Below are 26,968 nucleotides of genomic sequence, written 5' to 3'. Positions count from 1 at the left end.
GTGCGCCGGTAAATTTTTCTTTTCCTTTGCGCTACATCAAATGACGGTGAATTAACACAACCTGGCGGCGAAAACAGGCGTAAAGTACCGATTATCGCCATAAATTGACGCGTTTCAGACAGGATCTTCACATGCTCAACACTCTGACAGGGAAGCAAAGGCTGCAAGCGGCCGTGATCGCCGTGGTGGTTTTGGCCGGCGCCGGGCTGTTCTACCAGAACTACCTGCAACGACCGGCACTGGACGGTTTGCTGCAAAGTAATGGCCGGATTGAAGCCACTGAAATTGCCATTGCCGCCAAGACCGCCGGCCGGATCAAAAATATTCTGGTGAACGAAGGCGACTTCGTCAGTGCCGGCCAGTTGCTGGCCGAAATTGAATCCGATGCGTTGACCGCACAGCTGACGCAAGCCCAGGCCCAATTGCGTCAGGCACAAGGCGCCGCAGTGACAGCGCAAAGCCAGTTACAGCAAAGGATCAGCGAAAAAGCTGCGCAATCCGCCCTGTTGGTGCAGCGTCAGGCGGAGCTGGCTGCAGCAAAAAACCGGGCAAAACGCACCGGCACTCTGGCCAAGACAGGCTCGGTATCAAAGCAACTGGCCGACGATAACGATACGCTGGTGGCAAGCGCCAATGCTGCTGTCAGTGCTGCACGGGCCCAAATCAATGCTGCAGATGCAGCAATCGCCTCCGGCGAGGCACAAATTTTGGCGGCGCAATCTGCCGTCGATGCGGTCGCCGCGACCGTGGCCAGAGTCCAGGTGGAGCTGGCAGATAATCAGCTGACCGCGCCACGCGCTGGCCGGATCCAGTATCGGATCGCCCAAAGCGGCGAGATTGTCGCTGCCGGTGGCAAAGTGCTGAGCCTGATCGACCTGACCGATGTGTATATGACGTTTTTCCTGCCTTCCGGCCAGGCCGGACAGGTCGCGCTGGGCACTGAAGTCCGGCTGGTGCTGGATGCGCTGCCACAATATGCCATCCCGGCGCAGCTGTCTTATGTCGCAGATGTCGCACAGTTCACACCCAAAACCGTCGAAACAGCCAGCGAACGGGAAAAACTAATGTTCCGGGTCAAGGCGCGCATCAACAGCGCGTTACTGGAAAAACACATCACAAAAGTGAAAACAGGTTTACCCGGCATGGCGTATCTGCGGCTTGACCCCACGACACCATGGCCGGCCAGCCTGCCGCCGCTGGTGCAATAAATCATGGCAGTGACCCGGCAAGCCGCTCTTGTAGCCAGTGTGCGGCAGTTGTCGCAGCACTATGGCACCACTGTGGCACTCGACCAGTTGGATTTAGATATTCCGGCCGGTCAGATGGTCGGACTGCTGGGTCCGGACGGCGTCGGTAAATCCAGCCTGCTGGCGATCCTGGCCGGTGCACGGCAGATCCAGCAAGCCGCCAACGGCAAGACCGAAGTCACAGTGCTTGGGGCCAATCTGGCAAAGGCAGGCGAGCGTAACCGCGTCTGTCCGCAAATTGCCTATATGCCGCAGGGCCTGGGTAAAAACCTCTACCTGAGCTTGTCGGTGGAAGAAAATCTGCAGTTTTTCGCCCGGTTGTTTGGGCATGACGCATCAGAGCGGCGCCGGCGCATCGACGAACTGACCGCCGCCACCGGCCTGTCGGCCTTTCTGGCGCGGCCGGCTGGTCAATTGTCCGGCGGTATGAAACAAAAACTCGGCTTGTGCTGCGCGCTGATCCACGACCCACAGCTGCTGATCCTGGACGAACCAACCACCGGCGTCGACCCACTGGCGCGCAGTCAGTTCTGGCAGCTGATCCAGCGGATCCGCGCACAAAAGCCCGACCTCAGCGTGATTGTCGCCACCGCTTATATGGATGAAGCCGGGCGTTTTGATCATCTGCTAATCATGCATGGCGGCCGGGTGCTGGCCAGCGGCTCGCCGGCGCAACTGCACCAGCAAACCGGTACCACCGACCTCGACGCGGCATTTATTGCGCTGTTGCCGGCGGAGTTGCGGCAGCAGCACCATCAGGTCGAGGTGCCGCCGCTGCAGACCGATGCAAACACTGCTGTTGCCATTGCGGCAGAGCAGCTCAGTATGCAGTTTGGCGATTTTACTGCGGTGGACCGGGTCAGTTTTCAAATCCGCCAGGGCGAGATCTTTGGCTTTTTGGGCTCCAATGGTTGTGGCAAATCTACCACGATGAAAATGCTGACCGGTTTGTTGCCGGCCAGCCATGGTCAGGCCTGGTTATTTGGTCAGCCGCTGCGGCCAGACGATATTTCGACCCGAACCCGCGTCGGTTACATGTCACAGGCCTTTTCGTTATACAGCGAGTTGACCGTGCGGCAAAACCTGGTGCTGCACGCCCGGCTGTTCCACGTGCCGGCAGCCAGCATCGATGCAAGGGTTGCGCTGATGCTGCAACGCTTTGGCCTGACAGCACAGCAGGATGCGCTGCCGGAGCAATTGCCACTCGGGATGCGGCAGCGCCTGTCACTGGCGGTTGCGATGGTGCACCAGCCGGAGCTGCTGATTTTGGATGAACCCACTTCAGGTGTTGATCCGGTCGCCCGGGATCAGTTTTGGCAACTGTTGGTTGATCTGGCGCGGCAGGACAAAGTCACCATTTTTATCTCGACCCATTTTATGAACGAAGCCCTGCGCTGTGACCGTATCTCGCTGATGCATGCCGGTAAAGTGCTGGTCAGCGACACCCCGGCCGCCATTATTGCCAGTCAGCAGGCCACAGATTTAGAACAAGCCTTTATCCGTTATCTGCAACAGGCCGGTGCCGGCGAACAAACGCAAAACGCCGCAGCCAGCACCGCAGCGCCCACAGTTGCGGCCGCGCCGGCATCGCGTCACTTTAGCTGGCGCCGGCTGTGGAGCTATGCCAGCCGCGAAACGCTGGAACTGCGGCGTGACCCGATCCGGGGGGCACTGGCGCTATTAGGCAGTCTGGTGCTGATGCTGTTTATCGGCTATGGCATCACGATGGATGTGGCCAACCTGAACTTCGCCGTACTGGACCGTGACCAGTCATTGCTGAGTCGCCATTATGCGCAAAACCTTGCCGGCTCACGCTATTTTATCGAGCGGCCGGCATTGCAGAGCGGTGCAGAAATCGACCAAAGGATGCGCAGCGGTGAACTGGCGCTGGCGCTGGAGATCCCGCCCAATTTTGGCCGCGACATCAGCCGTGGCGACCCGGTACAAATCGGCGCCTGGATCGACGGCGCTATGCCCAACCGTGCCGAAACGATTAAAGGTTATGTACAGGGCATGCATCTGCACTGGCTGAGCCAGCAGGCCCGCGAAGCGCTCGGGACCAACGTCAGTTTCAGCGCCGGCGTGGAAACGCGTTTTCGCTACAACCCGGATGTGAAAAGTCTGGTGGCCATGGTACCGGCCATGATCCCGCTGTTGCTGCTGATGATCCCGGCCCTGCTGACGGCCCTGTCCGTCGTCCGGGAAAAAGAACTGGGGTCCATCATCAACCTGTATGTGACGCCGGTGACCAAACTGGAATTCCTGCTGGGTAAACAGCTGCCGTACATTCTGCTCGCACTGCTGAACTACCTGCTGATGTTGCTGGCGGCGGTGACTTTATTTGCCGTGCCGCTGACCGGCAGTTTTGTTGCGCTGACGCTGAGCGCGCTGGTTTATGTGGTGTTCGCGACCGGTTTTGGCCTGCTGGCATCCACATTCACTAAATCGCAGATCGCCGCCATCCTGGTGTCTGTGCTCGGCACTATTATTCCGGCAGTGCAGTTTGCCGGCATGATCACCCCGGTATCGGCACTGGAAGGCAGTGGCCGCTTGATCGGCCTACTGCATCCGGCTAGTTATTTCCTGTCGATCAGCCGGGGACTCTTTAATAAAGCGCTGAATCTGCAGGATATTTATCCGGCGCTGCTGGCGATGAGCCTGGCGGTGCCCGTGGTGTTGCTGCTGGCGCTATGGTTATTACCGAAACAGGAGCGCGGATGACCTCTCATCGCAGTAATATCTGGCGGCTCGGCCAAAAAGAACTCTGGAGCCTGTGGCGCGACCCGGTGATGCTATTGCTGATCTTCTACTCGTTTTCGCTGAATATTTACGTGGCAGCGACGTCGATGCCGGAAACATTGCACAAAGCGCCGATTGCGATTGTAGATGAAGACCAGTCGCCATTGTCGGGCCGGATCCGCAGTGCCTTTTACCTGCCATATTTTTTACCGCCGGCGCAGATCAGCCTCAATGACGTTGACCAGGCCCTCGATGCCGGCACTTACAGCTTTGTGCTGAACATACCGCCGGATTATCAGCGCGACGTATTGGCCGGCCGGACACCGCAAATTCAGCTGAGTGTGGATGCCACGCGGATCAGTCAGGCCTTTAGCGGTGCCGGTTATATCAGCCAAATCGTCGCCAGTGAATTAAATGAATATAAGCAACATCACCGCATCAATACTGTGCTGCCGGTCGATTTAGTGCTGCGTGCGCGCTTTAATCCGAATCTGACTTCGAGCTGGTTTGGCTCTGTGATGGAGGTCATCAACAGTGTCACGATGATTTCGATTGTGCTGACCGGTGCAGCGCTGATCCGCGAGCGTGAACACGGCACTATCGAACATTTGCTGGTGATGCCGGTGACACCCGGCGAAATTATGCTGTCTAAAGTGCTGGCGATGGGGTTGGTGGTGCTGGTAGCCACCGGACTATCGCTGACGCTGGTGATCCGCGGCGCTTTGCACATCCCGGTGGAAGGTTCAGTTCTGCTGTTTCTGACCTGTGCTGCGCTACAGCTGTTTGCCACCACGTCGATGGGGATCTTTATGGCGACCGTTGCGCGTTCTATGCCGCAATTTGGCCTGATGCTAATCCTGGTCCTGTTGCCTCTGCAGTTGTTGTCCGGCGGCATCACACCGCGCGAGAGCATGCCGGAACTGGTACAACAGCTGATGCTGGTGGCACCAAATACCCATTTTGTCATGGCATCTCAGGCCATTTTATACCGCGGCGCCGGGCTGGATGTCGTCTGGCCGCAACTGCTGGCGCTGGCCACAATTGGCACTGTACTTTTTATCTTGTCGCTGCGTCGTTTCCGCGCGACATTAAGCCAGCTGGCGTGAAAGCTTCGTAGTATCTCTGACTGGTAAACCGGTGGCAATTTCGATACATTAAGCCCGCTGTTGAGATCACGGAGTTGGATTTTGCCCAGGATTTGGTTGCTGTGTTGTTATATCTGCATCGTGCTGCTGCAGCCCGCTCCGGCGCTTGAATTAAACGCCACGCCAGTGGAAAAACTGCAAAATGTTCCCGGTATCGTTTATGACGTGGCGCAGGACCAGCAGGACTTTCTGTGGCTGGCGGCAGAATATGACGGCTTATTACGCTTTGACGGCACCGAGTACCTGCGTTTTAGTCCGGCCAATGCAGGCCCGCCGTTCAGTTACAGTCATGTCGTCAACGACAGTCAAAATAATCTCTGGGTGGCGACCTGGGGCCATGGCCTGTGGCAACTCGACCCACAGCGCAGACACTGGCGCCAGGTCAGCGCGCCTGTACCAGCCGATGCTCGCATTCAGTTGTTACAGCATGACAAAGCGCAAAACCTGTGGATTGGCACGACCACAGGTTTGTACTTGCTGCGCGCCAATCACAGCACCGCTGAAATTGTGCTGCCACTGCGCGGTCAGCGGATTTGGCAACTGACCGAACAATCCAATGGCACCCTTTGGGTCGCAACAAGTAATGGCCTCTATCAGTTTAACCCTGTCAGCACAGCACCGGGCAGCTGGCTGCAAACCGCTGATTTAGCCGGTGCCGAGATCCGCGCCGTCGCAGTCCATGGCGACTATCTGCTCATTGGCCGGCGCGCCGGCATTGACTTGCTTGATTTGCGCGATGGCGTGATCCGTCACAGCTCCGATTTAGGTAATACCAACGTCTTTATGAGCGAAAACGCTGACCAATGGCTGGTCGGTTCTATTGATGGTTTGTACCGCCAGCGCCTGACACCGGCGGGTCTGGAATCTGAACTGCTATTGCCGGCGGTTGATGCAAGGAATCTGTACCGCGACCGACAGAACAATATCTGGCTCAGCACCCGTTACAACGGCATTATGCGCGTGCCGGAACCACCACTGAAAAGCCGTCAGCCAGCCGTCACTGCATTTATCAGCCCGACGCAGAAACACCGGCTGGGTCCGCACAGTGTCACTGCCACTGCCCGTTGGCAGCCACTGGAGAAATCATTGCTGCAGTTAAAAGATGGCCGCTGGCAGGAACTGATTTTTGCACCGGAGTATCAGGTGGCGTATGTACGTGACGTCGTTGAATTCGCCGGTCAGACGCTGGTTGGCACCGATCAGGGCCTGTACCGCTACCAGCCGGGAGCAGGACTGACGCCGGTCAATTTACCGACCACTGCTCCCCGACTAAATATTGAACGGATGGCACTGGCAAGCGATGACTCTTTGTGGCTAGGCCTTTGGGAACATGGCGTCTACCGCATCGCCGCACCTTCGGATGCTGCTGTCGTGTTGCCACCAGCGGTGCAGCTGCAAACGGAACTGCAGGCACAGGAAGGCGTCATCGACATCCAGCAAGATGCACAGCAGCAACTGTGGTTGTTAAGCCGCCATGGCAAAATTTATCAGGGTCTGCCGACCGAACTGAAACTGCGCTGGCAACCTCCGGCCAATCTGGCAACCGGTTATTTTCATTGTCTGCTAGCAGAAGCGGACATGTTCTGGCTTTGCACTGACCGCGGTTTGCTCCGGGTCAGTAAAGACTTCAGTCAGGCCGATTTACTCAGTCTTGAGCATGGTTTGCCGGATATCCGGGTCATTGGCATCACGCGCACTGAACAGTTTATCTGGGTGCTGACCCGCAACGGCGTGATGCTGATGCGACCGGATGGCAGTGATATCCGCTTGCTGAGCACACGGCAGGAACTCAATCTGGCCGCGGCGCAGTTACGCGGCATTGTGGCGCTGCCGTCCGACCAGGTCCAGCTGGCAACCAGCGATGGTTTATGGCAGCTCGCACACACCGATTTGACGCCGGTTCCGACCAACATGCAGCTGCATCTGACCGAGTTCAGGCTGAACCAGCAGCTGTTCAGCCTGAACGAATCCAACACCATCTTAAAGTTGCCAGAGCGGGTGCAGGAACTGCAGTTGAAGTTCCGGTTGCTTAGTTTTCAGCGCCATTTGCAGGTCAATTATTTTTTCCGCTGGAACGCACAGCAGCACTGGACGGCGTTTGGACCCGAGGCAGTATTAACACTGAGCCAGCTTGCGCCGGGTCGGCATCAGCTCGAAGTGATGGCCCAGGCCGGCGGTCAGTTTATCCATACCCGCCCATTGCAGCTGGATGTGCCGGTGCCCTGGTGGCAACGACCAGCCGGCATAGTGGTGCTGACGCTGGCCGGCAGCCTGTTGCTGTACCTGAGCTACCGGTATCGGGTGAACCGGCTGCAACAACGGGCCGAGAAGCTCGATGCTCTGGTCGCCGAACGCACGCAGGCACTGGAAGCGGCCAACCAGCAACTGCAGCACTTGTCCAATACCGACAGCCTGACCGGTCTGTTGAACCGGCGTGCCCTGCAATATGCCGCCGGATTGCTGCAGGCGCAGCGCAGCCGTCACGCAGCCCCACTGACTTTAGCCCTGCTGGACATTGATCACTTTAAACAAATCAACGATATGCACGGCCACGATGCCGGCGACGACGTGTTGCGTCAGGTTGCAACTTATCTGCGTCAGCGCCTGCGCAGTCAGGACTTACTGGCACGCTGGGGTGGCGAAGAATTTTTGTTGTTGATGCCAAATACCACGCTGCCGCAGGCGCAGCAACTGGTCGATGCGTTACGGCTGGGGATCCGCACGCTCGACACCAGCCCGCTTGATATCGCACTGAGTGCCACGTTTGGCATCAGCCCGGTGGCAACCTCGGCCCTTGCGCTGGAGCAGGCAATTAAAGCCGCCGACCTGGCGTTATATCAGGGCAAAACCCAGGGCCGTGACCAAGTGGTGCTGGCCGCTTTACCCGACTGACCAAGCTATTGTATACAAGCCTGGTCGATGCAAAACTCGCGCAGTCATCCCTGTCAGCAACAAGGCCTGCCGCTTGGAGCCGGTGCCGGTGGCTTTACCGGCACAGCCGTTGCCGACAATTCTGCCGATAAAGGCGCGCCAAAAAGCAGCGCATCCGCCAAGCTAACACATAGCGCTGAGCCCTGACTGTTAGGGCGCAGCAACGTGTTTTGGCCGCCACCACAACAACGCGTACAACCCCAACGCCAGCCACAACAACGGAAACAATAGCGCCAGCATCAGCAAACAGAGCTGCAGCGCCCGCGGTAAACGGTCAGTGTGCTGACGTGGCGGCAACCACCGTCCCGGCTGACGGCGCAGCCACCACAGCCTCAGCCCTGCAGCTATAGCGCCGATGGCGACGAGACAAAACAGCAAATTCAGCAGCTGATTCAGCACGCCATATTGCCGGCCCAGATGCGTCATCACGCCCCACTCGACTATCTTGGCAGCCAGTGAATAGCGCTGCCAGCCAATGTCATCCAGCACGGCGCCCGTGTTGGCATCGACATAAATCGTGCGCTGACCTTCGGCTTTGTCCGGTACATAGCTGATTTTAAAAGGCGCTTTGGCATCGGCTGGATAAAACACCCGCACTCCGGGGCCAAAACTATCGAGCGGTAATAACGCCAGTGCCGGCGCTAAGCGCTGAATATCGGCCAATCCCTGCACCGCAGTTGATCCCTGAGGTACATGCTGGTGCTGCGCACTCCAGGGCTCGGCAGCGCCTGTTACCGGAACCTCACTACCCGCTGCAGCACGGTGTTCCGCATGCGGATCAACCGCAGTAACAGTATCAGGCAGATGAAAATTCGGTGACGGCGCTATCCAGTGCCAGGCCGGTCCTGCTTGGTGACTGAGATCATGGCTAATGCTGGCAAATTGCTGGCCCCAGAAAATTGACCAGGGCAACCCGGTCAGCACCAGAAAAGCCAACATCAAGGATGCCAGCAGAGCCGGGATCGCATGCCAGTCGCGCCAGTGCACTGAGCCATCGGCGCGCCGGCGCGGCCAGAACACTCCGGCCAGCCGCCACTGTTTGGGCCACCAAATCCAGGCGCCGGTCAGCAGTAAAAACAGCGTCCAGCACGACATCCATTCAATCAGATAACCGCCAACCGGGCCGGCCAGCAGTTCGCCATGTAAGCGCCGCACCAGCGCCATCGGCGCACTGGCCGGATCTTCAATGGCATTGACCTTCAGCTGATAAGGATCGAGGTAAACCAGCCGGCTGCCCTCTGCCGTCTCAAGCTGCCAGCGCACCGCCTGAGACGCCTGACGCGGCAACAGCACTTTGTTGAGCCGGGCCTCTGGATACTGCTGACGCAGAAAATCCTGCTGCTGTTGCAGCGTTGCCGCCGGTTGAGCGGACTGCTCTACCGCATAAGCTTTGGCCTGCCAGGCCTCGTCAAACTCACGGTCAAACAAATAGAGACTGCCGGTCAGCAACAACACCAACAGCACAGGCGCCACCATCAGCGCTGACCAGGCGTGCCAGAAAAACAAGGCCCGGCGCTGGCCGGCGCGCTGTGGGTTTTGGCTGGCGCCCGGCTGTGCTGGCGCCGGTGATGTGGTCGCGGAAGGTGCAGTCGTCATTTTTACCACTGCCAGTTCAGTTGCAGGCTGGCCTGACGCGGCTCACCCGGATAGACCACAAAACCGTTGCCAGAGGCGGTGTAATAGCCCTGATCCAGCAGATTATTCAGTGCCAGTTGTGCCGACCATTGACTGGCCTGATAAAACAAACCGGTGCCAATCAGGTTGTAGCCATCCAGCGTCCAGCTCGAGCCGGTTAATAACGGCCGGCTGCTGCTGTAGTTGCCGCGCAGATACGCAGACCACTGTGGGTTCAGTTGCCAACTGGTGCTGAGGCTCAGCTGGTGCTGCGCCAGATCGCCAAGCGCAGCGCCCTGATCGCCGTCGTTGCTGACCGTCACTTCGCCATCCATATAGGCATAACCGGCCTGCACCGCAACGGCGGCATTGAGCTGCCATTTGCCTTCCAGTTCCACGCCATGTACCCGCTGTTCGCCGCTGTTCACGCTAAAATCCGGATCAACTAAATCGGCAGTGAGAGCATTGAGCCGCTGTAACCGAAACAACGCCACACTGCCGTGAAAATCGCCGCTTGCCAGCCGCAAGCCAATTTCCTGCTGCGCTGATTCTTCCGGTTTTAACGCAGCACCACTGCGGCTGCGTGCAGCGGCACTGCTTTCCAAATCAAAGCCAGTGTTATGACCGGCAAACAGGGTGAACTGCTCATTGAGCTGATAGGTCAGCCCCAGTTGCCAGATGGTGGCCGACACCGGCACATAATCCGTCACGGCCTGCCAATTGCCATTGCCGGCTTTGCTGTCGGTATAACGCACCGCGCCAATCAACTGCAGCTGTTCGGTGAGTCGCAGCTGATCCTGCAAATACCAGGCGTCTGCATCGAGGTTGTAGGCATTATCAAAAGCAAAATCTAACACCGGTGCGACGCGGTCGTATTGATAAACCGGTTGCTGCACATTGATGGGTGCCAGTGAACCGGCGCGGATATTCGACTGGGTAAAACGCCCGCGCTCCCAGCTGCCTTCATAACCCAGCAACAGCTGATGTTCGAAGCCGCCGGTGTTCAGTTTGCCGTTAAGATCCAACTGCGCGATGCTGTAATCGTCGTCCTCGCGGCCCTGCCGGCCATTGCGATTAATCAGCTGCGGCGAACCGGCAACTGGTGCACGCAGGTTCACCTGACCAAACACCGTATTAAACTGCTGATATTGCAAGCGTGGCGTCAGGGTCCAGTCGTCGTTGAGGCGGATATCGGCCCAGTATTGCCACAAAGGCGCAAAAGAGCGCAGGTTGGTAAAACCGGGTTCACCCAGTTGCAGGCCGCTATCGAGTACGTCGGCATCCTGATCCGGTAACACCAGCGACACTGGTAAGCCCGGATATCGGGTGGTTTCGCGGCTGACATATTCCGCCACCAAGTGGCCGGTCACACGCTCGCCGAGTGTATGCACCAGCGCCAGACCAAAGTTATTGCGGTCCATCGGCTGGCGGTCGACAAAAGTATCAGAACGTTCCAGTTCACCGGTCAGCCGCAGCGCCACGTTTTGCGCGCCGGCCTCGCTCAGTTGCAGGCTGTGGTCAAAATTCAGCGCTTTCTGGCTGAAACTGCCAAGGCGCAACGACGCAGCGCCGCTTTGATCAGCGCCCGGCATTTTGCTGACCAGATTGATCACGCCGCCGACGGCGGACTGACCGTACAACACACCAGACGGCCCCTTCAGCACTTCCAGCCGTTCGATGCTGTTTAACGCCGAGGCATCGACGTCTTCAAAATAGCGCTGCCGCATGCCGTTACGCATCTGATCAGCCATAAAACCACGGATCTTCAGACTAAAAGACTGATAAGGCCCAACCCGCGAATATCCTGGGTTGGCGCCCGGCACATCACGTAATAAGTCGCCAACCGACACCAGCCCCTGCGCCCGCAGGCTATCGACATCCAAAAGCTGCACGCTTTGTGGCAGTTCTTTGAGCAAAATGCCCGACTTGCTACCAAAAGTATCGGTTTGTTTTTCGCCATACACGGTCAGACGTTCGACCTGCGCTTCAAGCGCGCTGTCGGCATCGGCCAAGTCAGTGGTCAACAGTTCGGCGGCCTGCAGGCTGGTCACGGGCAATAGAGCGGCGATTAAAAAAGCTAAGCGGGAGCGCGAAAAAGGCGTGGCAGCGTATCGGGATTGCATCAAATTTCACCATTAAATCAACAGACTAGAATGGTGCTATTTTTTCATAAGCAACAGCCAGCGCCACTGTGACAAATTGTCGCAGCAGTGCCGGCCTGAGGCGTTGGCCGGCCTAATGCGGATCAGTGCGGATCAGTGCGGATCAGTGTGTAAAGCTGCCGGCTGATAATCCGTCATCCGCAGCACCTGATGAATACCGTCGATTTTGTCTTCTGCATGATGATTGACATACAACAGTGTCGACTCACCGCTGCGAGCCAATACACTCAGAAGCGCCAGCACTTTGAGCCGGTTCAGCTCGTCCAGACCGTTGCAGGGCTCGTCTAAGATCAACAGCGTCGGGTGTTTCACCATGGCGCGGACAATCAGCACCAGCCGCTGGTCGCCAAAAGACAACGACTGGAACGAGTCTTTCGCTTTCGCCTCCAGCCCAATCAGCGCCAGCCACTGCTGCGCCAGTTTGATTTGTAAGGCCGACGGCTGGTCATACAGGCCAATGCTGTCATAAAAACCCGACAACACCACATGCAGCACCGGGCAGCCGACGCGATATTGCAGCTGCAGACTGTTCGACACTAGCCCCAGATGTTGCTTGATATCCCAGATACTTTCACCGCTGCCACGCTGATAACCAAACACCTGTAGATCGTTGGTGTAACAATGCGGATTGTCGCCGCTCAGCATCTGCAGCAAACAGGTTTTGCCCGAGCCGTTCGGCCCGGTAATTTGCCAGTGCTCACCCCGATTGATTTGCCAGTCGAGCCCGTAAAAAATCACCCGCTCGCCATACTGCACTTTGCCCTGACGCAGCTTCACTAACGTCTGCTCTGCCAGTGCTGGCGTGAAGCGGTCCCGATCTTTCGCTGGCAACGGGCCAGGTTCTTGTTGCAGTTGATTCAACTGTGCCAGTTCCGCCAGCTCCAGCGCGCTAATACCGCTGTCGGCCGATTGCCACTGGATCTCGCCGTGCGCCAGATAGAGAATTTTTTGCATAAACGCCGGCAATTCACTGAGCCGGTTTAGCACCAGCACCAACGTCATGCGCTGCTGCAATTCCGCCAGCAGCAAGTGCAGCGCCGCGCAGGCGTCCACATCGAGGCCATTAAAGGGCTCGTCCAGTACCAGCAGTTCGGGGTTTTGTAAGATAGCTTTGATTAACAATAACTTGCGTGTCTCACCAGTCGACAGCGCCAGAAAGGTCGTGTCGAGCCGCTGCTGCAACCGCAAAACGCCGGCCAGCTGCTGTAACTGCTGTTCCTGTGCGGCTGACCACTCGACGTGGTCGCGGCAGATAATGTCGCGGGCGCTACTGGGGTCAACCTCTACATCGAGAATATCGGCGTCGCCTTTGCGCCTCTCGGCTTCAATCAAGGCCTGCTGCTGAGCCGTGCTGACCCAGCCGATGCGGGCCGGTAGCACTGCCGTGCCTTCCAGTAGCTTGGCCTGATCGGCAATCACAGCAGCAAGTGCCGACTTCCCGCTGCCATTGGCGCCAAAAATCGCACAGTGCTGACCGGCAGCGATCTGCAACTGTGTGATCCGCACCTGATGTGTTTGGCCCAATAAAAACCGGCATTGTTGAAAGGTCACCATCGAAACTGCTTACCTGCGCCATCACAATAAGAAAGCACCAGCTTACTGTGAAATGGCGCCAGACAACACTGCGAATTCATCCTGTCCTGCAGCAAAACCGCCCATAGAGATAGGTTAAGTACCCACCGGTTGCCCATCAGTCCGGCTAATCACAATAACTGCAGGTCGCGGCGGCAGTTTCGCATCAAAATCTGGCCAGCGGGTTGACGGCTGTTCAAAGCTGCTGCCGTCCGCCGGATGCTGTACCGAGCAAAACAAATGCTGATCATCGGGCGTGAAAAATGGCCCGCAAATCTCAGAACCCAACGGCGCACGTAAAAAGCGTTTCATCAGCGCACGGGCGGCGCCACTGACATCGGCAGCCCAAATGCCTTCGGCGATGCCAAAATCTTCTGCGCCGTCCGACGTGATCCAAATGCAGCCTTTGCGATCAAAGGCACAGTTATCCGGACAGGCCAGCCAGCTATTTTTGCCGGTTGCCGGGTGGTAGCTGGTACTCGGATCATCGCGCCGTCCAGCCAGCAAAAACATATCCCAGGCAAACACCGGCGCGCTGTGGTCGCCTTTGGGCGCGGTCATCTCGACAATCTGCCCGGCTTTATTCTGCGCACGCGGATTGGCAGGCGAACGCTGCGCCGCAGTCCGATCCGCGTTTTTCGTCAACATCACATAGACAGCGCCATTGACCGGATTCACTTCCACATCTTCCGGCCTGTCCATCGGGGTTGCCCCCAGTAAATCCGCCGCTTTACGCACATCAATGACCACATCGGCCTGACTGCGAAAGCCGTTGGCCACTGTTAAAGGCCCGCTGCCGAACACCAGCGGCAACCAGGCCACAGTGCCATCCGCAGCAAAACGCGCGCAATACAAAGTGCCTTCGTCCAGCAATTGCAAATTGGCTGCGCGGTTATCCGCTTGATAGGTTTTGGCGGAGACAAATTTGTATAAGTATTCAAACTTCTGGTCGTCGCCCATGTAGGCCACAACCCGGCCATCGCTATTGATATACACATTGGCGCCTTCGTGTTTGAAGCGGCCTAAAGCGGTGCGCTTTTTTGGCACTGAGCGCGGATCGTACGGGTCAATCTCGACAATCCAGCCCATGTGGAAACTTTCATTTGGCTGGGCGCTCATATCCCAGCGCGGATAATGCGCCGACCAGCTTTTTTGCGGGGTTGCCGACATGCCAAACCGTTTCAGGCTGGCAGCCTCAGGGCTTTGACTAAAATCGCCGCCGAACATCATGTCGATGTTTTCTTCACCGGTCAGCACTGTGCCCCAGGGCGTCACCCCACCGGCACAGTTGCCATAGGTGCCGAGCGTATGCACGCCATCCTGTGAGATGGCGGTTTTCAGCCGGGAACTGCCGGCGGCAGGCCCACTGATCTGCATTGGCGTCAGTGGCGTGATCCGACGGGTATAAGCGGAATCTTTGCGCTGATGCCATTGGCCATCGCGCCATTCAATCTCCACCACAGACAAACCATGGGCCACGATATCGGTATCAGTTTGCGCTTTGTTCAGACTGACATCGTCAGGCGAGCCCGGCCACATCAGTTGCGGCACTGTGTATTCATGGTTCACCACCAGCAAGCCATGCTTGGCGTTAGAAGAGCCTAAAGGCAGCGGTAAAAACCCAATAAAGTCATTGTTATAACCAAATTGCTGTTGTTGCTTTTCGGCGGATTGCTGAAGCGGGTCAAACGCCGGCCCAGCCGCAGATAGCGGCTCGCCCCACTTCAATAAGACCTGCGCTTTGTAACCGGCCGGAACTTCCAGCTCCGGCGTCATTTCATGGCCGGTTTCGCGAAATGTCAGACTGGATTGCACGCTGCCGGGTTTGGCATCAACGGCAAACACCGGTAAACCTGCAGTGACGGCGAGCAGACTGCTGCTTTGCAGAAATCGTCTTCTGGATAAACGTTGATCTAATACTTGCCGGAAGTTTTCACTCATGCTGTTGTCCTGTTCTGACCTGCTGGAAAGCCTTGTTGCTAATCTGGAGAGACCTTCGCTGCTTGCGTTTTGAATTCGCATGGCGCACCAGAAAAATGGCAAGCAGAGATAATGTGACAGTATCACAACTTCATGACAATTCTACGGCTGTTTGCTCCGAGACATCCCTGGCAGATTTCGCTCAGTGTCTACCTAAAGAGCGCCCTCTTTCGATAATGAGCTTATAAATTGCATGTAATTAACCATCTAAATGCACTTTTAGCTGACCAGTCGTTGTCGTTGCAGCGAACTTTTCACTTCGTGAATACAAGCTTTTTGACCAAACGGACAAACTCTACCGACATGCTCGAATCGCTACATTATGTTGAAAATGGGCTTTGTCTTGCTCTTGAAAAACAGGTCTGTCCTCATCAAAAAGATCCATCATGGTAGGTTGATTAGGGCTGGAAGCTCAGACTGTTCACTAACGACGGAACCAATACACATAATCCCGCCGTTGTGCGGCAAATTGTCGCATTGTTGTTCACTTGCTTTCTGCTTACATTACGTCTCTTTCAATGTGAACTAGATTTTCTTTTCGTGAAGTGAGTGTGGATGTTAACTGAAACGTTGGTTTACCTACTGCAACTTTTGTTGTTTTGTTGTGGCTTAACGCTGCTGATTGCTGCATTTGTTCCTGATTATCTTGCCGGCAAGCAGCTCGATGCTGAAAAACGGATGGAGTGCAGGCTGGAGTACAGTATCCTTTGCACTGCCTCGCTGGTCGGATTTGCGATTTTGCAAATGGCGTAAAACGGGAACTAAAACGGCGGATCATCTGGCGTTTTGTGCAGCTTTGGTGCTGCGTTGTCGTTTTGTGCAGTTCGAGCAGTGATTCCTCAAGCTTGACACCCTATGAGCACTTGCCATAAAAACCGTAACTCGGCACAAGTTACGGTTTTTTTGCGACTTAATCTATCCAAACAACCGCCAAATAGCTCGTGTTATCTGGCGGTACTTAGTGCAACAGCAAGCTGAGTTCTGAGTAGATTTAGAAAGCAGTGCGCAATCGTAATGTCACACTGCGCGGCTGTACCGGGATGACATATTGACCACCAAAATATTGATAAGGCTCAAAACTGTCACGATCGGTCAGGTTCTGTACCGACAAGCCCAGAGACCAATCCGCCAGACGCCAGTTGGCCTGCAAATCAAACAGCGCATTGCCTGCGACCAGTGTGGTATTAGGTAAGGTCAGTTCACGCGATGAGGTGACAGTCACGCCTGCACCGAGTTCATCAGGCAACAGTGCAGCAACACCGGTTGCCAACGTCAGTGCCAGCCGGCCTTTGTGTTTTGGAATAGCCCGTAACGCATCACCCACAGGTAAGGTATTGTCTTTGCTGACTTCGGCATCGGTCCGGCCATAGTTAAATAGCACAGTCACTGCGCTACCTTCCGGCCGGTACATCAAATCAGCTTCATAGCCTTTAGAACGCTGTTCACCTGTCTGGATGGATTGAAACGGATTAGCCGGATCTGCCGTGATGACATTTTGCCGGACAATATCAAACACAGAAAAAGTCCCGTTCAAACCAGGCACAACGTCGGTGAGTTTCAAGCCGGCCTCGTAAGACTGTGAAGTTTCAGGTTTGGGTTCCGGCACACCAAAGGCGGCGACCAGGCCTTTAAAACCCTCCGCATAACCGACAAAAGCAGAGACACCATCGGCAAGCCGGTAAGTCGCGCCAAGCCGTGGGCTCAGTTTGCTGTAATCCTCGTCAGTATCCACAAAAGGCATGCCACCACTGACATAACTACTTTCGACTGCCAACTGACTGAAGCGCAAACTAGCCGTGACATCCAGCCGGTCGGTTAGGGTAATTTGATCCTGCACAAACGCCGCTTTGGTGATCATGTCATCATTTTGTTCGTCGCTAATCGCCGGCACAGTGCCAAAAGCGGGGTTCGTTGATCTGTTGGCATAATCAATCATCGCCCAGGCGAAATTCAGCCCCATAGCCCCGTAATAATCGGTTTTATCGTAATCAAAACCAGCAAGCAGCTGATGTTTGAAGCCGGAGAGGCTGAAAGTTTTCAGCAAGCTGGCGGTCATAAACTGCTGCTCGATATCCGAAGGTACAATACCGCTGCCAAACGCATACACACTGCCGGCCATTTGCGTGAGCGGGAAAGTCGCATACTCAGCAAATTCACCGTGATAGTGACGCAGACTCAAATCTCCCTGCAGCGAAGCATCGAAGTGGTGAGTCAGTGTCGCCGTCAGCATCGCGTTATCCACTTCGGTATCGGCCGCATCTTCAGCACCGGCGAAAGTCGTCGCTTTGACCTTTCCTACCAACGCCACAGGTAAACCGGAATATTCCTGCTGCTCCAGATGATTGTATTGCCCGCGCACCGTTAGCCGGGTCTTGTCACTGATTTGCCAGGCTAGCGTCGGATATAGCGCGTAACGGGACGAGTCCACTGCGTCGATGTAACTGTCCCCTTGCTCCAACATACCAGCCAGACTGACTGCCAAATCTGAGGTCAGTGGCGTGCTGATCCGGCCCTGAGCTCCATACGTCTGGTAACTACCTGCGCGTAGCTCCAGTTCAGTCGAAGGTTCTGTGCCGGGGTCGCGCGAGACCACATTAATGAGGCCTGACAAAGGCGCACCAGAACCACCGCCATACAGCGTATTGGCCGGGCCTTTGACCACTTCGATGCGTTCGACGTTAATCAGCGTGGCCGGATCTGAGGCACCTGAGGGCAACTGGTAGGCTGGCATACCGTCAAAGAAATAACTGGTCCCAAAACCCCTCAATGCCGGGCCAAATAACACCGTTTGCATGGTACTGGACGGTGTGACACCTGAGACGTTTTGCATCGCATCAGACAAGGTCTGTAAATCCTGCGCAGTCAAAATATCCCTCGGCAAAATCTGTACCGATTGCGGGATTTTTTCCAGCGGTGTTGGCGTGCGGGTGGCAGAAAAAGCTTTACCTAAATCAAGCGGGTCACGCTGGCCTGTCACGGTAATTTTCTCTATCTCCGCTTCTGCCGGATCAGCTGCTTTTTCTTGTTGTGCAGCAAAGGCAGCGCCGCTCAACAGTGCCGCGCTCAGCGTACTGGCAAACAAGGCTTGGGTTAACAGGTTCATTTTTAGTTGTGGCTGTTTCATGGTCTATCCATTGATTACAAAAATTGGGCTGAGGAAAAAGTCACGGCGTGCCGACGCTAAAGCTGAATTGGCCCTGTAACAGGGTCGTGTCGGCCGGCGTAAAAGTGGCGCGCCACTTCACCTGATAACGTCCGGGTAATAACGTCTGCGGGATAATGATCATCAGATCGTTTTCTCCCATCGTATGTTGGCCGCGCAGTTGTTGCGGCTGGCCCTGCTCATTGAATAGAGTGATTTCACTGGCAGCTACATCCGGCGCTTTGTTAAACAGCAGCTGTAAATAACGCGGAGATTTAGGCAGAGCTGCATCTGCCAATGGATCTTGCCGGACGAGGGCTACGGCGCCTGTCGCCTGCTGACTAACTCTTTTAATGAAGGGCGCGAAGGGGTCACGGCTGGAATCACTTTGCCACTCATATTCCAGCGAACTGGCCAGCTCTTTGGCAAACTCCAGCCCGCTAACTTTGGCGATTAACCCCAACGCCATATCAGTGCCGGCACTCACGCCACTGGAGGTGAAATATTTGCCACTTTCGACCCAGCGCGCTTGTGGCACCCACTCCACGTCCTGGCTCTGCTGCTCAGACAAAAAGAAAAAACGTTTATTGCTGGTGGCGCGCTGGCCTTTAAGTACCCCGGCTTTGGCCAGAATGGCGGAACCGGTACAAACCGAAGTCGTATAAAGTGTGGTTTTGTTTGCCTTGCGGATAAAGTCGAGTAGATGCTGGTTTTCCAGCTGCTGGAAGGTGCCCATGCCACCTGGCACCATCAGTACATCAAGCACAGGTGCATCAGCAAATGAGTGGGTCGCTACCGAGGCAAAGTTTTGAGCCGAATTCACGGGGCCAGCTTTTTCTGCCACCAAATGCACTTCAAAATCAGGTACATAAGCCCACATCTGTAACGGGCCATACACGTCCAGCATTTCAAAGCCAGGATAGAGTAACACCCCGACCTGGAGCTTTTTCTTCGCTGCGACTACCGGTGCTGTGTCGCCTGCGTTTCGCACTACGGGGTCCAGCGCAGCGTGCAGATAAACCGAGCGGCTGGCATTGAATACTTCTGCCGACGCGGCATCTTTGCCTTTGGCGGCCGAAGCATAGGCGGCAGCATATTCAGCAGCATTGGACACACCATCGCCGTCAGCATCGCCTGAGGCACTTAAAAATTTATCCAGAGCCAGTGCTTCGCTGTAGCTGTGCTCCAAACTGGCGCCAAAACCGGCGGTCATGGTTTTGATCCGCTGGTGCGATACGGTACCGAGCATGCTGTAACCAACAACTACCTCCGGCGCTGTACTCCAGAGTTTTTTCAACAGCCAGACATCCTCACCGGCACTTTGCAGCGCCTGTTCGTAAGCCACACGGACCTTTGCATGCGACACACCGCCGCTGGCAGTTAAATCCAGCGAGGGTTTCGCCAGAATGGCGGCCACCAATGCCATTTCAGTTGAATCCGGGATGCCGTTGCCTTTGGGGTCACCGTTATCATCACCGGCCAATTCAAAATTTACGCCATGCATGGCCAGATCAAAATCAACCTGCAGTGGCGCCTGCTGCGCCTGTAGCTGAAATGACCAGACACAGGCAGCCAACAGCACGGGTTGGATAATCCGGGATAACCATGAAAGACCAGAGCGATCAACAACAGAGGAAACAAGGCAGGACATAAGCATTGGTGCCAGAGAAAATTAGGGGGCATGATTGTGGCAGTGCTGGTGAAAGCGGTGAATGCGGCAAATTGTCGCAGGATGTATTTCCTGACAGACATTCAAATTAGCAAGACAATACAAGGAGTCACCATCTCCCAACCCCACCCACAAGCCTGATAAAAATTTGCTCTATTTGCTGTGATCCAACGTAAGGCCTATTACAGAAATGAATCACGAGATGACCAATGAAAGTGCTGCTGTTGCTGGCTGGGTGTGTCGCTCTGACGGGGTGTTCAGTGTTTGGCCAAAATAATGTCGAAAGTGCCCCTTATACGCTGTTAAAAGCGGACCAAGCCTTAAAGATTGAGGTGCGCAACTATGCATCCATGGTGCTGGTCTCGGCCGAGATGCCGGAAGGAAGCCGCAATACTGCGTTCAGAAAATTGTTTCGGTATATCAGTGGCGAAAACTATGGCGCAACGGAGATCTCGATGACGGCCCCGGTGCTGATGGCAGGCAATGCCGAAGTAAAGCCTGGTACCGAAATTTCGATGACGGCTCCGGTGTTCATGGGTATGCAGGCGGGTAAATCGCAGATGTCATTTGTGATGCCAAAAGAATTCACGCTGCAAAACACGCCGAAACCGAAAGATCCGACGCTGCAAATCAGCGAACTGCGCAATTATCAGGTGGCCGCGATCCAATTCAGCGGGACGCTGAGCGCAGGCAACGTCACAGAGCACACGCAAATTTTGCAGGATTGGTTAAAGACACAAGGTTATGTTGCGATCGGGGCGCCGCTGGAAGCCGGTTATAACGGCCCGATGACACTCCCGATGTTACGCCGCAATGAGATCCTGATTGAAATTCAATAACATCAGATGCAGTCAGGCCCGTCGCAGCGCCTTCAGCCGCGCGGGCAACGCCGCTTGACTAATTTTCTGTAGCCACGAACTGCATAACCTCGGGTCGGATGGGTAACCAAATCCGAAACGTACAGCCCTCACCTGCTACTGAGTCGACTTCAATCCGGGCGCCAAACTGCAACAGTTGCTGCCTCACTGCTGACAGACCAATACCACGCCCGGATAACGCACTGACATCGTCTTTGGTCGATAAGGCGTCGGCAAAGATAAACTGTGCAAGCTCGGCCGGTGATAACTGCTGACTTTCAGTCTGACCGACCAGTTGCAGCGCAACAGCTTTTTGCCGTACTTTTTCCAGCTGCAAACCGCGGCCATTATCGCGAATTGATAGCTGCAACCCTTGGTCGACTTGCTGTAACTGACATTGAAGGTCAGCAACCGCGGGTTTGCCTTGAGCGATCCGCAGTGCCGGTGGCTCGATGCCGTGATCAACCGCGTTACGAAACAAATGCACCAGCACCTGGAACAACGGCTGGTAAAACTCCGTATCGACTCTGGGGTCCTCGCCAGTCAACCTGATCGCCGACAATAACTTGCCCTGTGACTGCGCCAGTATTTGCGCCATCTCAAAATGAGGCCGCAGCAAACTACTAAAAGACTGAAATTGAACGGCTTTGAGCTGCTGGGCCAGCCCGGAATGATGATGCTCGAGAAATTGCACCACATCCTGGTGTAATTGGCGCGGCAGCGGTAAATGCGGGTCTGTGTCGAATAAGTGTGCCGGGAGTTGGCGTTCTAACAGCTGTAAAGCTGCCTGTAACTGACTGTCGAGCAATTCGAACGGCACTGACTCCTGTCCAGAATATTGCTGAGATGTACTTTCCAATAGGTTCTGTAATCCATCTTCAATCTGATGTAACGCCGCCGGCAATGCAGGGCAGCGGATCTGCGCCAGCAAGCTTTTAAAGGTATGAATATGGCGATATAACCCGGTCAGGTCATCAGGCGTCATCAGTGACTGTGAACGACTGCCCGCTGTTTGCAAAAAATGCTGGAAACTCAGCAGCACCTGCCGAACCTCATCCGGATGATTTAACGCATACACGATAAAAGCGGCTTGTTCTTGTTGTTGCTGCAAGGCCGCGGCTAATCTGGTTTTTTCGGTGATATCACTGAGGATCACCATCAGACTATCGGCGGTCAGCCGTTTGTATTCGAGCTGATACAACCTGTCGTGCAAGGATAATTGTGCCGGTAACAAACTTAAAAAGGTGGTCACCATGGCCGGTGATTGGTCCGGTTGCAAGACTTCAGTCAGTACCTCGGTCAATAACGCATGCAAAGACGGCTGATCTTTGGCAAGCAGATCAACCACTGAACCTGTCAGCGTGGTGCTTTGAAAAATATTCAGACATTCTTTGCTAAAACTGGGCTGGATCTCCAGCCGCTGGTTGCACGTTAAGAAACCCTGCCCCGTGTTATCCAGCAGCGTCTGCACCTGATGCAAATGGGTTTGATTTTCCTGATGGATCAGGCTCAGTTGTTGATGCATCTGTTTGAGCGAGGCCAAACTGTCACTTAGCGCCTGAGTGCGCTCCTGCACCTGCAACTCCAGCAGACTGCGATACTGCTTTCTTTGCACCGCGCTGGAAATATGTTGCGAGACAAAGTCCAGCAGCTTACGTTCTTGCAGGGTATAACCTGGCTGGTCGTGGTAAATCTGCACGACCAGTACTCCCATCACGCCTTGCTCGTCGCGCAGTGGGATACCCAGCCAGCATTTGGCAATACTGCCAAAAGTAGCCGCAAGCCCGGTTTTTTGTTCGATCTGCTGACAGTCGCCAAACAAACTTTCGCCGTGCTCTATCACCCACATGGTCCAACTGCCGGCCAACCGCTGCGCCGGGATCTGTTCGTCAGGATGTGGCAGATCTTTATCCATCTCGTCAGCAAAATAGGCGAACTGCACACTCTGTTGCGAAGGATGATACAGCGCGACGTAAAAATTGCGGGCAAACATCAAGTTGCCGACAATTTGATGCACATGAAACAAAAAGGTATGCATGTCGTCATTGCCGGCGGCGAGCTCGTTAATACTGAATAACGCCTTTTGAATGGCCTCGCTTTGAGTTTTTTCGTGCACCTCTTTTGCTAAAACCTGATTGAGATTGGTCAGTTCCTGCAATGAGGTCTGCTGGATGTTTAACAGCTCGGCCCGGGTCTGCGCTTGTTCCTGCTCCAGCGTTCTGGTTCTGAGTGCCAGGCCGCCAGACAATACGATCGCTTCTAAGATGACGCCTAAAAACAAAATATATTCTGTTAAGCCGGTTGCCGGGATTAACGCCACAGTTTTGGCAAACTGAATAAAACCACCGGCTAGTAAAAATACTTTGCCAAGGAAAAACAATGGAGCGCCGGTAACTTTGTGCGCAAAGGCCACACCAGCCAGCACAAACAGCAGCAATACCATCAATAGTGCATTCAGCATGGCCAGCATCATGGCCAGCTGATAATCCAGCCATACCGTCAGCAACAGCGCCGCCGACAACCAGCTGCCGATCTGCAAAATCCGCTGAAAAGCAGCCGGCAATAACGAGTGCTGAAAATACTGTTTGGCGAACAGGTAGCTGCTGATACTCACCAGATGCAAAGTACAGGGTAATAGCCACAACAGCTCGCCGCCGAGTTTTGCACTGATATAAGTGCTGGCGATGCCGCTGACGGAGACAAAAACAAACAATAGCGCCGTCAGAAATAGCAAATAGATGGCATTTGCCGCTTCTCGTATCGAGCAGGCGACAAACAAATTATAAAAAATCAGTAACGTCAACGTACCGATAATGAAACCATACCAGAGATGGCTATTACGCTGTTCGGCGATAAATTCGCTTTCACTGACCAGACTGATTGGGACGGACAGGCTGGTTTGACTTTCTATCCTGATAAGGTACCCACTGAGTTTTGCGCTGTCAGGCGGCAACGCGAAGTAGTGACTGGTACTTTGTACCGAGCGGCTGGATGCTGGCAGTTTACTACCGGTTTGCCCGAGCAATTGGACCCGGGACGCGGCGGTGACATCAGCAAATGTGACGCCGTAAAACAGTGCGCTTTGCAGCAACGGATAATCCAGATTCAGATAAAACTGGCCAGCGCCGGCCGGTGGCGCAGTCTTTGGCTGCCACCACAACCAAAACACCGACTGGCTATAGCCGGCACTGAAATGCTGGCCGGGCAAGCGTTGAAATTGCCCCGCTTGAAAGGCCTGCACCACATCGTCCGGCGCCATTTTTTTGCTTGGGTCTTCAAACACCAGAACGCGAAAATCTGTCGCAGGCCCGGCGTGCAGCGGCAACGGGGTAAACGACAACAGTAGCCAGCATAGCCCCCACACTAAGGCATAGGCCGGCATCAGGGCTTTCATGAGGCAACCAGACTGCCGAGCACAGCAGGTGAGATACAGTAAAAATCAAACACCCCTGCTTCGACCTGCAGGCTGGCTCTTTGGATCAGCACGTCGGAAATACCTGGCTTTAACTTCACCGCACGCATAATCAGTGGCAGAGACAGATGAATTTCTTTATCGGCGATCGCCAGCGCCGCAGTCGCATTGCCACCGACCACATTGGCCATCTCGCCAAGCACGGCTTCCATCACATCGTCTGTCTCTGCCATCCCCAACCCGGCGATTTCCCGCTGCATGAAATGCCACGCCAACTTGTGGTCAAAGACAAATAACAACATCACGCTGACTGGGCCAGTCAGACTGATCATGGCACACACATCACGGGTTGGCTCAATGTTCGCCACACGGCCAAATGGCGTGAATGGCGGATCTGCAACCAGTGCGCTTTGTAGTGCTGTACGTAACAGCGGAAGAAAAATCGCGTTGGGGTCAAAGGACAACTCAGCTGACGTCTGCATATCACCCCCTTGCCGTTAAAGCCCGAACCAAATGTTCATTCAGGGTTTCAGACTGCACGGGCTTCATCACATAGCCTTTCGCTCCGGCTTTCAGTGCCTTCACCACCATTTGCTCCTGGCCGTGCGAAGTCACCACGATAATTCTGGCTTCAGGATGCTGATTTAAAATTTGTCGGGTGGTTTCAATGCCGTCCATACCGACCATAGTGATATCCATCGTCATCACATCTGGCTTGACCTCATCGTATCTTCGGATCGCATCATTGCCGGAAAGCACAGTGGCACAAACGTCATAACCGAGAGACTCAATCACGTGCTGGAGTTTTGCCAGCATGATCGGCGAATCATCAACACACATCACACGTTTCGCGGGCATAGGCACCTCACAGGCTATCAGGCAAATTTGTCTCATTTGTCCTTTAAGACTAGTGGGATTCTTTAAATCTACAAGGCTGAACTGAAGTTTTTTCGTTGGTGTCGCGCGACAGATCAGGGAGCGGACAAGACTGAAGCAAAGCATTCGGGTCACAGCTTTCGCAAGCTGAGGCGGGTAGCTTGCAGGCTCAAAGGCAGATCAATTGAATAAAGTCAGACACTTGGCAGTGCGTGCGCAGGTGTCTGCTCAAGAGGAAAACGGCTCGTCAGGCGTATGATGGCGACAGACGAGCTTGGTAAATGGCGCTGATCATCAGCTTCGCTGACATTAACGATGCAAACTACTGCGGATATTTCTCTGCGCGCAGGCACTGCGCCCGTGGCGCCCGCTCAGCATCGTGGCTCACTTGCCAGCCTTGCAGATTGTCGTCAATCAACTGGCAAAGCGCCTCGATATGCCGCGGCTCCGCGTTCAACGCGGTAATGTATTCATAACGCTCGCCGCCGGCATGCAAGAAATACTCTTTGTTTTCTTCGCCGATCTCTTCGATGGTCTCCAAACAATCAGCGGCAAAACCCGGGCAAAAGACCTGCACACTCTTCACGCCTTGCGCCGGCAGCTCTTTTAATGTCTCGTCGGTATAAGGTTTTAACCATTCTTCGCGGCCAAAACGCGACTGGAAAGTGGTCAGATACTGATCTTTGCTCAGGCCCAATGCTTCCGCGATCAGCCGAGATGTTTTATAGCATTCGCAGTGGTAAGGATCGCCATTCATCAGATAGCGTTTGGGTACGCCGTGATAGGACAAAATCAATTTGTCGGCCTGACCATGTTGCTGCCAGTGTTGGCGGATTTTTTCCGCAGCGGCCTGAATAAATGGCGGATAATCCGGGTAATGCGAAATAAAACGTAAATCGGGTAACCAGCGCCGGCGGGTAAAATGAGCGGCCAGTTCATCAAACGTAGAGGCTGAGGTGGAGCCGGAATACTGCGGGTACAGCGGCAGCACTAACAACTTACGCACGCCTTGAGCAAACATCTTTTCCAGCACCGACTCAAAACTCGGGTTGCCGTAGCGCATGGCAAAATCCACCACGACATTCTGCATGCCACGCTGCTGCAACTCTTTGGCGATAGCATCGGTTTGCGCCTGCGTATTAAACAGCAGAGGCGAGCCCTGGTCAGTAAACACTGTGGCATAGGCTTTGGCCGAGCGACGTGGCCGGATACGTAAAATCACCCCGTTTAAAATCAACCACCACAACAAACGCGGCACTTCGACCACACGCGGATCAGACAGAAACTGTTTCAGATAACGGTGTAAGGCCTTGGGCGTCGGCGCGTCCGGCGTACCCAGATTGGTTAACAAAATGCCGATTTTATCTGTTTGCTGGTGGTCGTACTGAGGAGTGTTGATGTAACGCATAACCGATGCTTGCTCTTCCGGATAATAGACGTGGCTGTACGCTAATTTCGCACGAATGGTTCAGACACACAAAGACTTCGCTGATTTTTCTCGTTTTCTGCGCCCGTTGCAATGGGCATGCAGCAAGCGGAATGGCAAGGTACAAGCTTTGTTGGCAAGTAGCTGCAGCCCGTGCGGATGAAACTCATCGCCACGGGCTGCCAACTGCCGCTGA

General features: G+C 54.9%; 17 protein-coding genes. 7 read left to right on the top strand and 10 right to left on the bottom strand.

Annotation, left to right across the window (positions count from 1 at the left end; genetic code table 11):
- Positions 1 to 131: 131 nt before the first annotated feature.
- The 5 genes from ACQ66Q_RS13130 to ACQ66Q_RS13110 all read left to right on the top strand — a co-directional run bounded on the left by ACQ66Q_RS13130 (position 132) and on the right by ACQ66Q_RS13110 (position 8,209).
- Positions 132 to 1,208: an HlyD family secretion protein gene (locus ACQ66Q_RS13130; protein ID WP_430457223.1), complete on the top strand. Its 1,077-nt coding sequence runs from the start codon at positions 132 to 134 to the stop codon at positions 1,206 to 1,208.
- Positions 1,209 to 1,211: 3 nt separating this feature from the next.
- Positions 1,212 to 3,968, top strand: a complete 2,757-nt coding sequence (gene rbbA, locus ACQ66Q_RS13125) for a ribosome-associated ATPase/putative transporter RbbA (protein WP_430457222.1) — start codon at positions 1,212 to 1,214, stop codon at positions 3,966 to 3,968.
- Complete coding sequence (locus ACQ66Q_RS13120; protein ID WP_430457221.1) at positions 3,965 to 5,092, top strand: ABC transporter permease; 1,128 nt, start codon at positions 3,965 to 3,967, stop codon at positions 5,090 to 5,092. The genes rbbA and ACQ66Q_RS13120 overlap by 4 nt, the downstream gene beginning before the upstream one ends.
- Before the next feature lie 81 nt (positions 5,093 to 5,173).
- Positions 5,174 to 8,023: a diguanylate cyclase gene (locus ACQ66Q_RS13115; protein ID WP_430457220.1), complete on the top strand. Its 2,850-nt coding sequence runs from the start codon at positions 5,174 to 5,176 to the stop codon at positions 8,021 to 8,023.
- A 27-nt stretch (positions 8,024 to 8,050) separates the two neighbouring features.
- Positions 8,051 to 8,209, top strand: a complete 159-nt coding sequence (locus tag ACQ66Q_RS13110) for a hypothetical protein (protein WP_430457219.1) — start codon at positions 8,051 to 8,053, stop codon at positions 8,207 to 8,209.
- A 3-nt stretch (positions 8,210 to 8,212) separates the two neighbouring features.
- On the opposite strand, the gene ACQ66Q_RS13105 is transcribed toward ACQ66Q_RS13110, so the two are convergent.
- The 4 genes from ACQ66Q_RS13105 to ACQ66Q_RS13090 form a co-directional block, all read right to left on the bottom strand.
- Positions 8,213 to 9,658 carry a PepSY-associated TM helix domain-containing protein gene (locus ACQ66Q_RS13105; protein WP_430457218.1) on the bottom strand — a complete coding sequence of 482 codons (1,446 nt, stop codon included), beginning with the start codon at positions 9,656 to 9,658 and terminating at the stop codon, positions 8,213 to 8,215.
- A gap of 2 nt (positions 9,659 to 9,660) precedes the next feature.
- Complete coding sequence (locus tag ACQ66Q_RS13100; RefSeq protein ID WP_430457217.1) at positions 9,661 to 11,799, bottom strand: TonB-dependent receptor; 2,139 nt, start codon at positions 11,797 to 11,799, stop codon at positions 9,661 to 9,663.
- 132 nt (positions 11,800 to 11,931) lie between these two features.
- A complete protein-coding gene (gene modF, locus ACQ66Q_RS13095) occupies positions 11,932 to 13,392 on the bottom strand; it encodes a molybdate ABC transporter ATP-binding protein ModF (RefSeq protein ID WP_430457216.1) in 1,461 nt (486 codons plus the stop codon).
- Between the two features lie 114 nt (positions 13,393 to 13,506).
- Positions 13,507 to 15,351, bottom strand: coding sequence for a PhoX family protein (locus tag ACQ66Q_RS13090; RefSeq protein WP_430457215.1), 1,845 nt, complete (start codon positions 15,349 to 15,351; stop codon positions 13,507 to 13,509).
- A 594-nt stretch (positions 15,352 to 15,945) separates the two neighbouring features.
- Between ACQ66Q_RS13090 and ACQ66Q_RS13085 the strand changes: the two genes are divergently transcribed.
- Complete coding sequence (locus tag ACQ66Q_RS13085; RefSeq protein WP_430457214.1) at positions 15,946 to 16,143, top strand: hypothetical protein; 198 nt, start codon at positions 15,946 to 15,948, stop codon at positions 16,141 to 16,143.
- Between the two features lie 238 nt (positions 16,144 to 16,381).
- Here ACQ66Q_RS13085 and ACQ66Q_RS13080 read toward each other — a convergent pair whose 3' ends face one another.
- Both ACQ66Q_RS13080 and ACQ66Q_RS13075 read right to left on the bottom strand, forming a co-directional pair.
- Complete coding sequence (locus ACQ66Q_RS13080) at positions 16,382 to 18,514, bottom strand: TonB-dependent siderophore receptor (RefSeq protein WP_430457213.1); 2,133 nt, start codon at positions 18,512 to 18,514, stop codon at positions 16,382 to 16,384.
- 40 nt (positions 18,515 to 18,554) lie between these two features.
- Entirely contained in the window at positions 18,555 to 20,114 is a 1,560-nt protein-coding gene (locus ACQ66Q_RS13075; RefSeq protein WP_430457212.1) for a DJ-1/PfpI family protein, read from the bottom strand.
- A 296-nt stretch (positions 20,115 to 20,410) separates the two neighbouring features.
- On the opposite strand from ACQ66Q_RS13075, the gene ACQ66Q_RS13070 reads away from it, so the two are divergent.
- Positions 20,411 to 21,040 (top strand): SOUL family heme-binding protein, encoded by a 630-nt coding sequence (locus tag ACQ66Q_RS13070; RefSeq protein WP_430457211.1) that lies wholly within the window; start codon positions 20,411 to 20,413, stop codon positions 21,038 to 21,040.
- A gap of 58 nt (positions 21,041 to 21,098) precedes the next feature.
- Here ACQ66Q_RS13070 and ACQ66Q_RS13065 read toward each other — a convergent pair whose 3' ends face one another.
- The 4 genes from ACQ66Q_RS13065 to hemH all read right to left on the bottom strand — a co-directional run bounded on the left by ACQ66Q_RS13065 (position 21,099) and on the right by hemH (position 26,754).
- Entirely contained in the window at positions 21,099 to 24,452 is a 3,354-nt protein-coding gene (locus ACQ66Q_RS13065) for a 7TM diverse intracellular signaling domain-containing protein (protein ID WP_430457210.1), read from the bottom strand.
- Entirely contained in the window at positions 24,449 to 24,952 is a 504-nt protein-coding gene (locus ACQ66Q_RS13060; protein ID WP_430457209.1) for a chemotaxis protein CheX, read from the bottom strand. Before ACQ66Q_RS13060 ends, ACQ66Q_RS13065 begins: the two co-directional genes overlap by 4 nt.
- Position 24,953: 1 nt before the next feature.
- A complete protein-coding gene (locus ACQ66Q_RS13055) occupies positions 24,954 to 25,328 on the bottom strand; it encodes a response regulator (RefSeq protein ID WP_377244164.1) in 375 nt (124 codons plus the stop codon).
- A 340-nt stretch (positions 25,329 to 25,668) separates the two neighbouring features.
- Positions 25,669 to 26,754: a ferrochelatase gene (gene hemH, locus ACQ66Q_RS13050; RefSeq protein ID WP_430457208.1), complete on the bottom strand. Its 1,086-nt coding sequence runs from the start codon at positions 26,752 to 26,754 to the stop codon at positions 25,669 to 25,671.
- Between the last annotated feature and the right edge of the window lie 214 nt (positions 26,755 to 26,968).

Origin of the sequence: Rheinheimera sp., from assembly GCF_965283995.1 — a bacterium.
Lineage (GTDB): Bacteria > Pseudomonadota > Gammaproteobacteria > Enterobacterales > Alteromonadaceae > Pararheinheimera.
The sequence above is the reverse complement of the archived record's forward strand: the minus strand, read 5'-3'. Positions and strand labels throughout refer to the sequence as shown.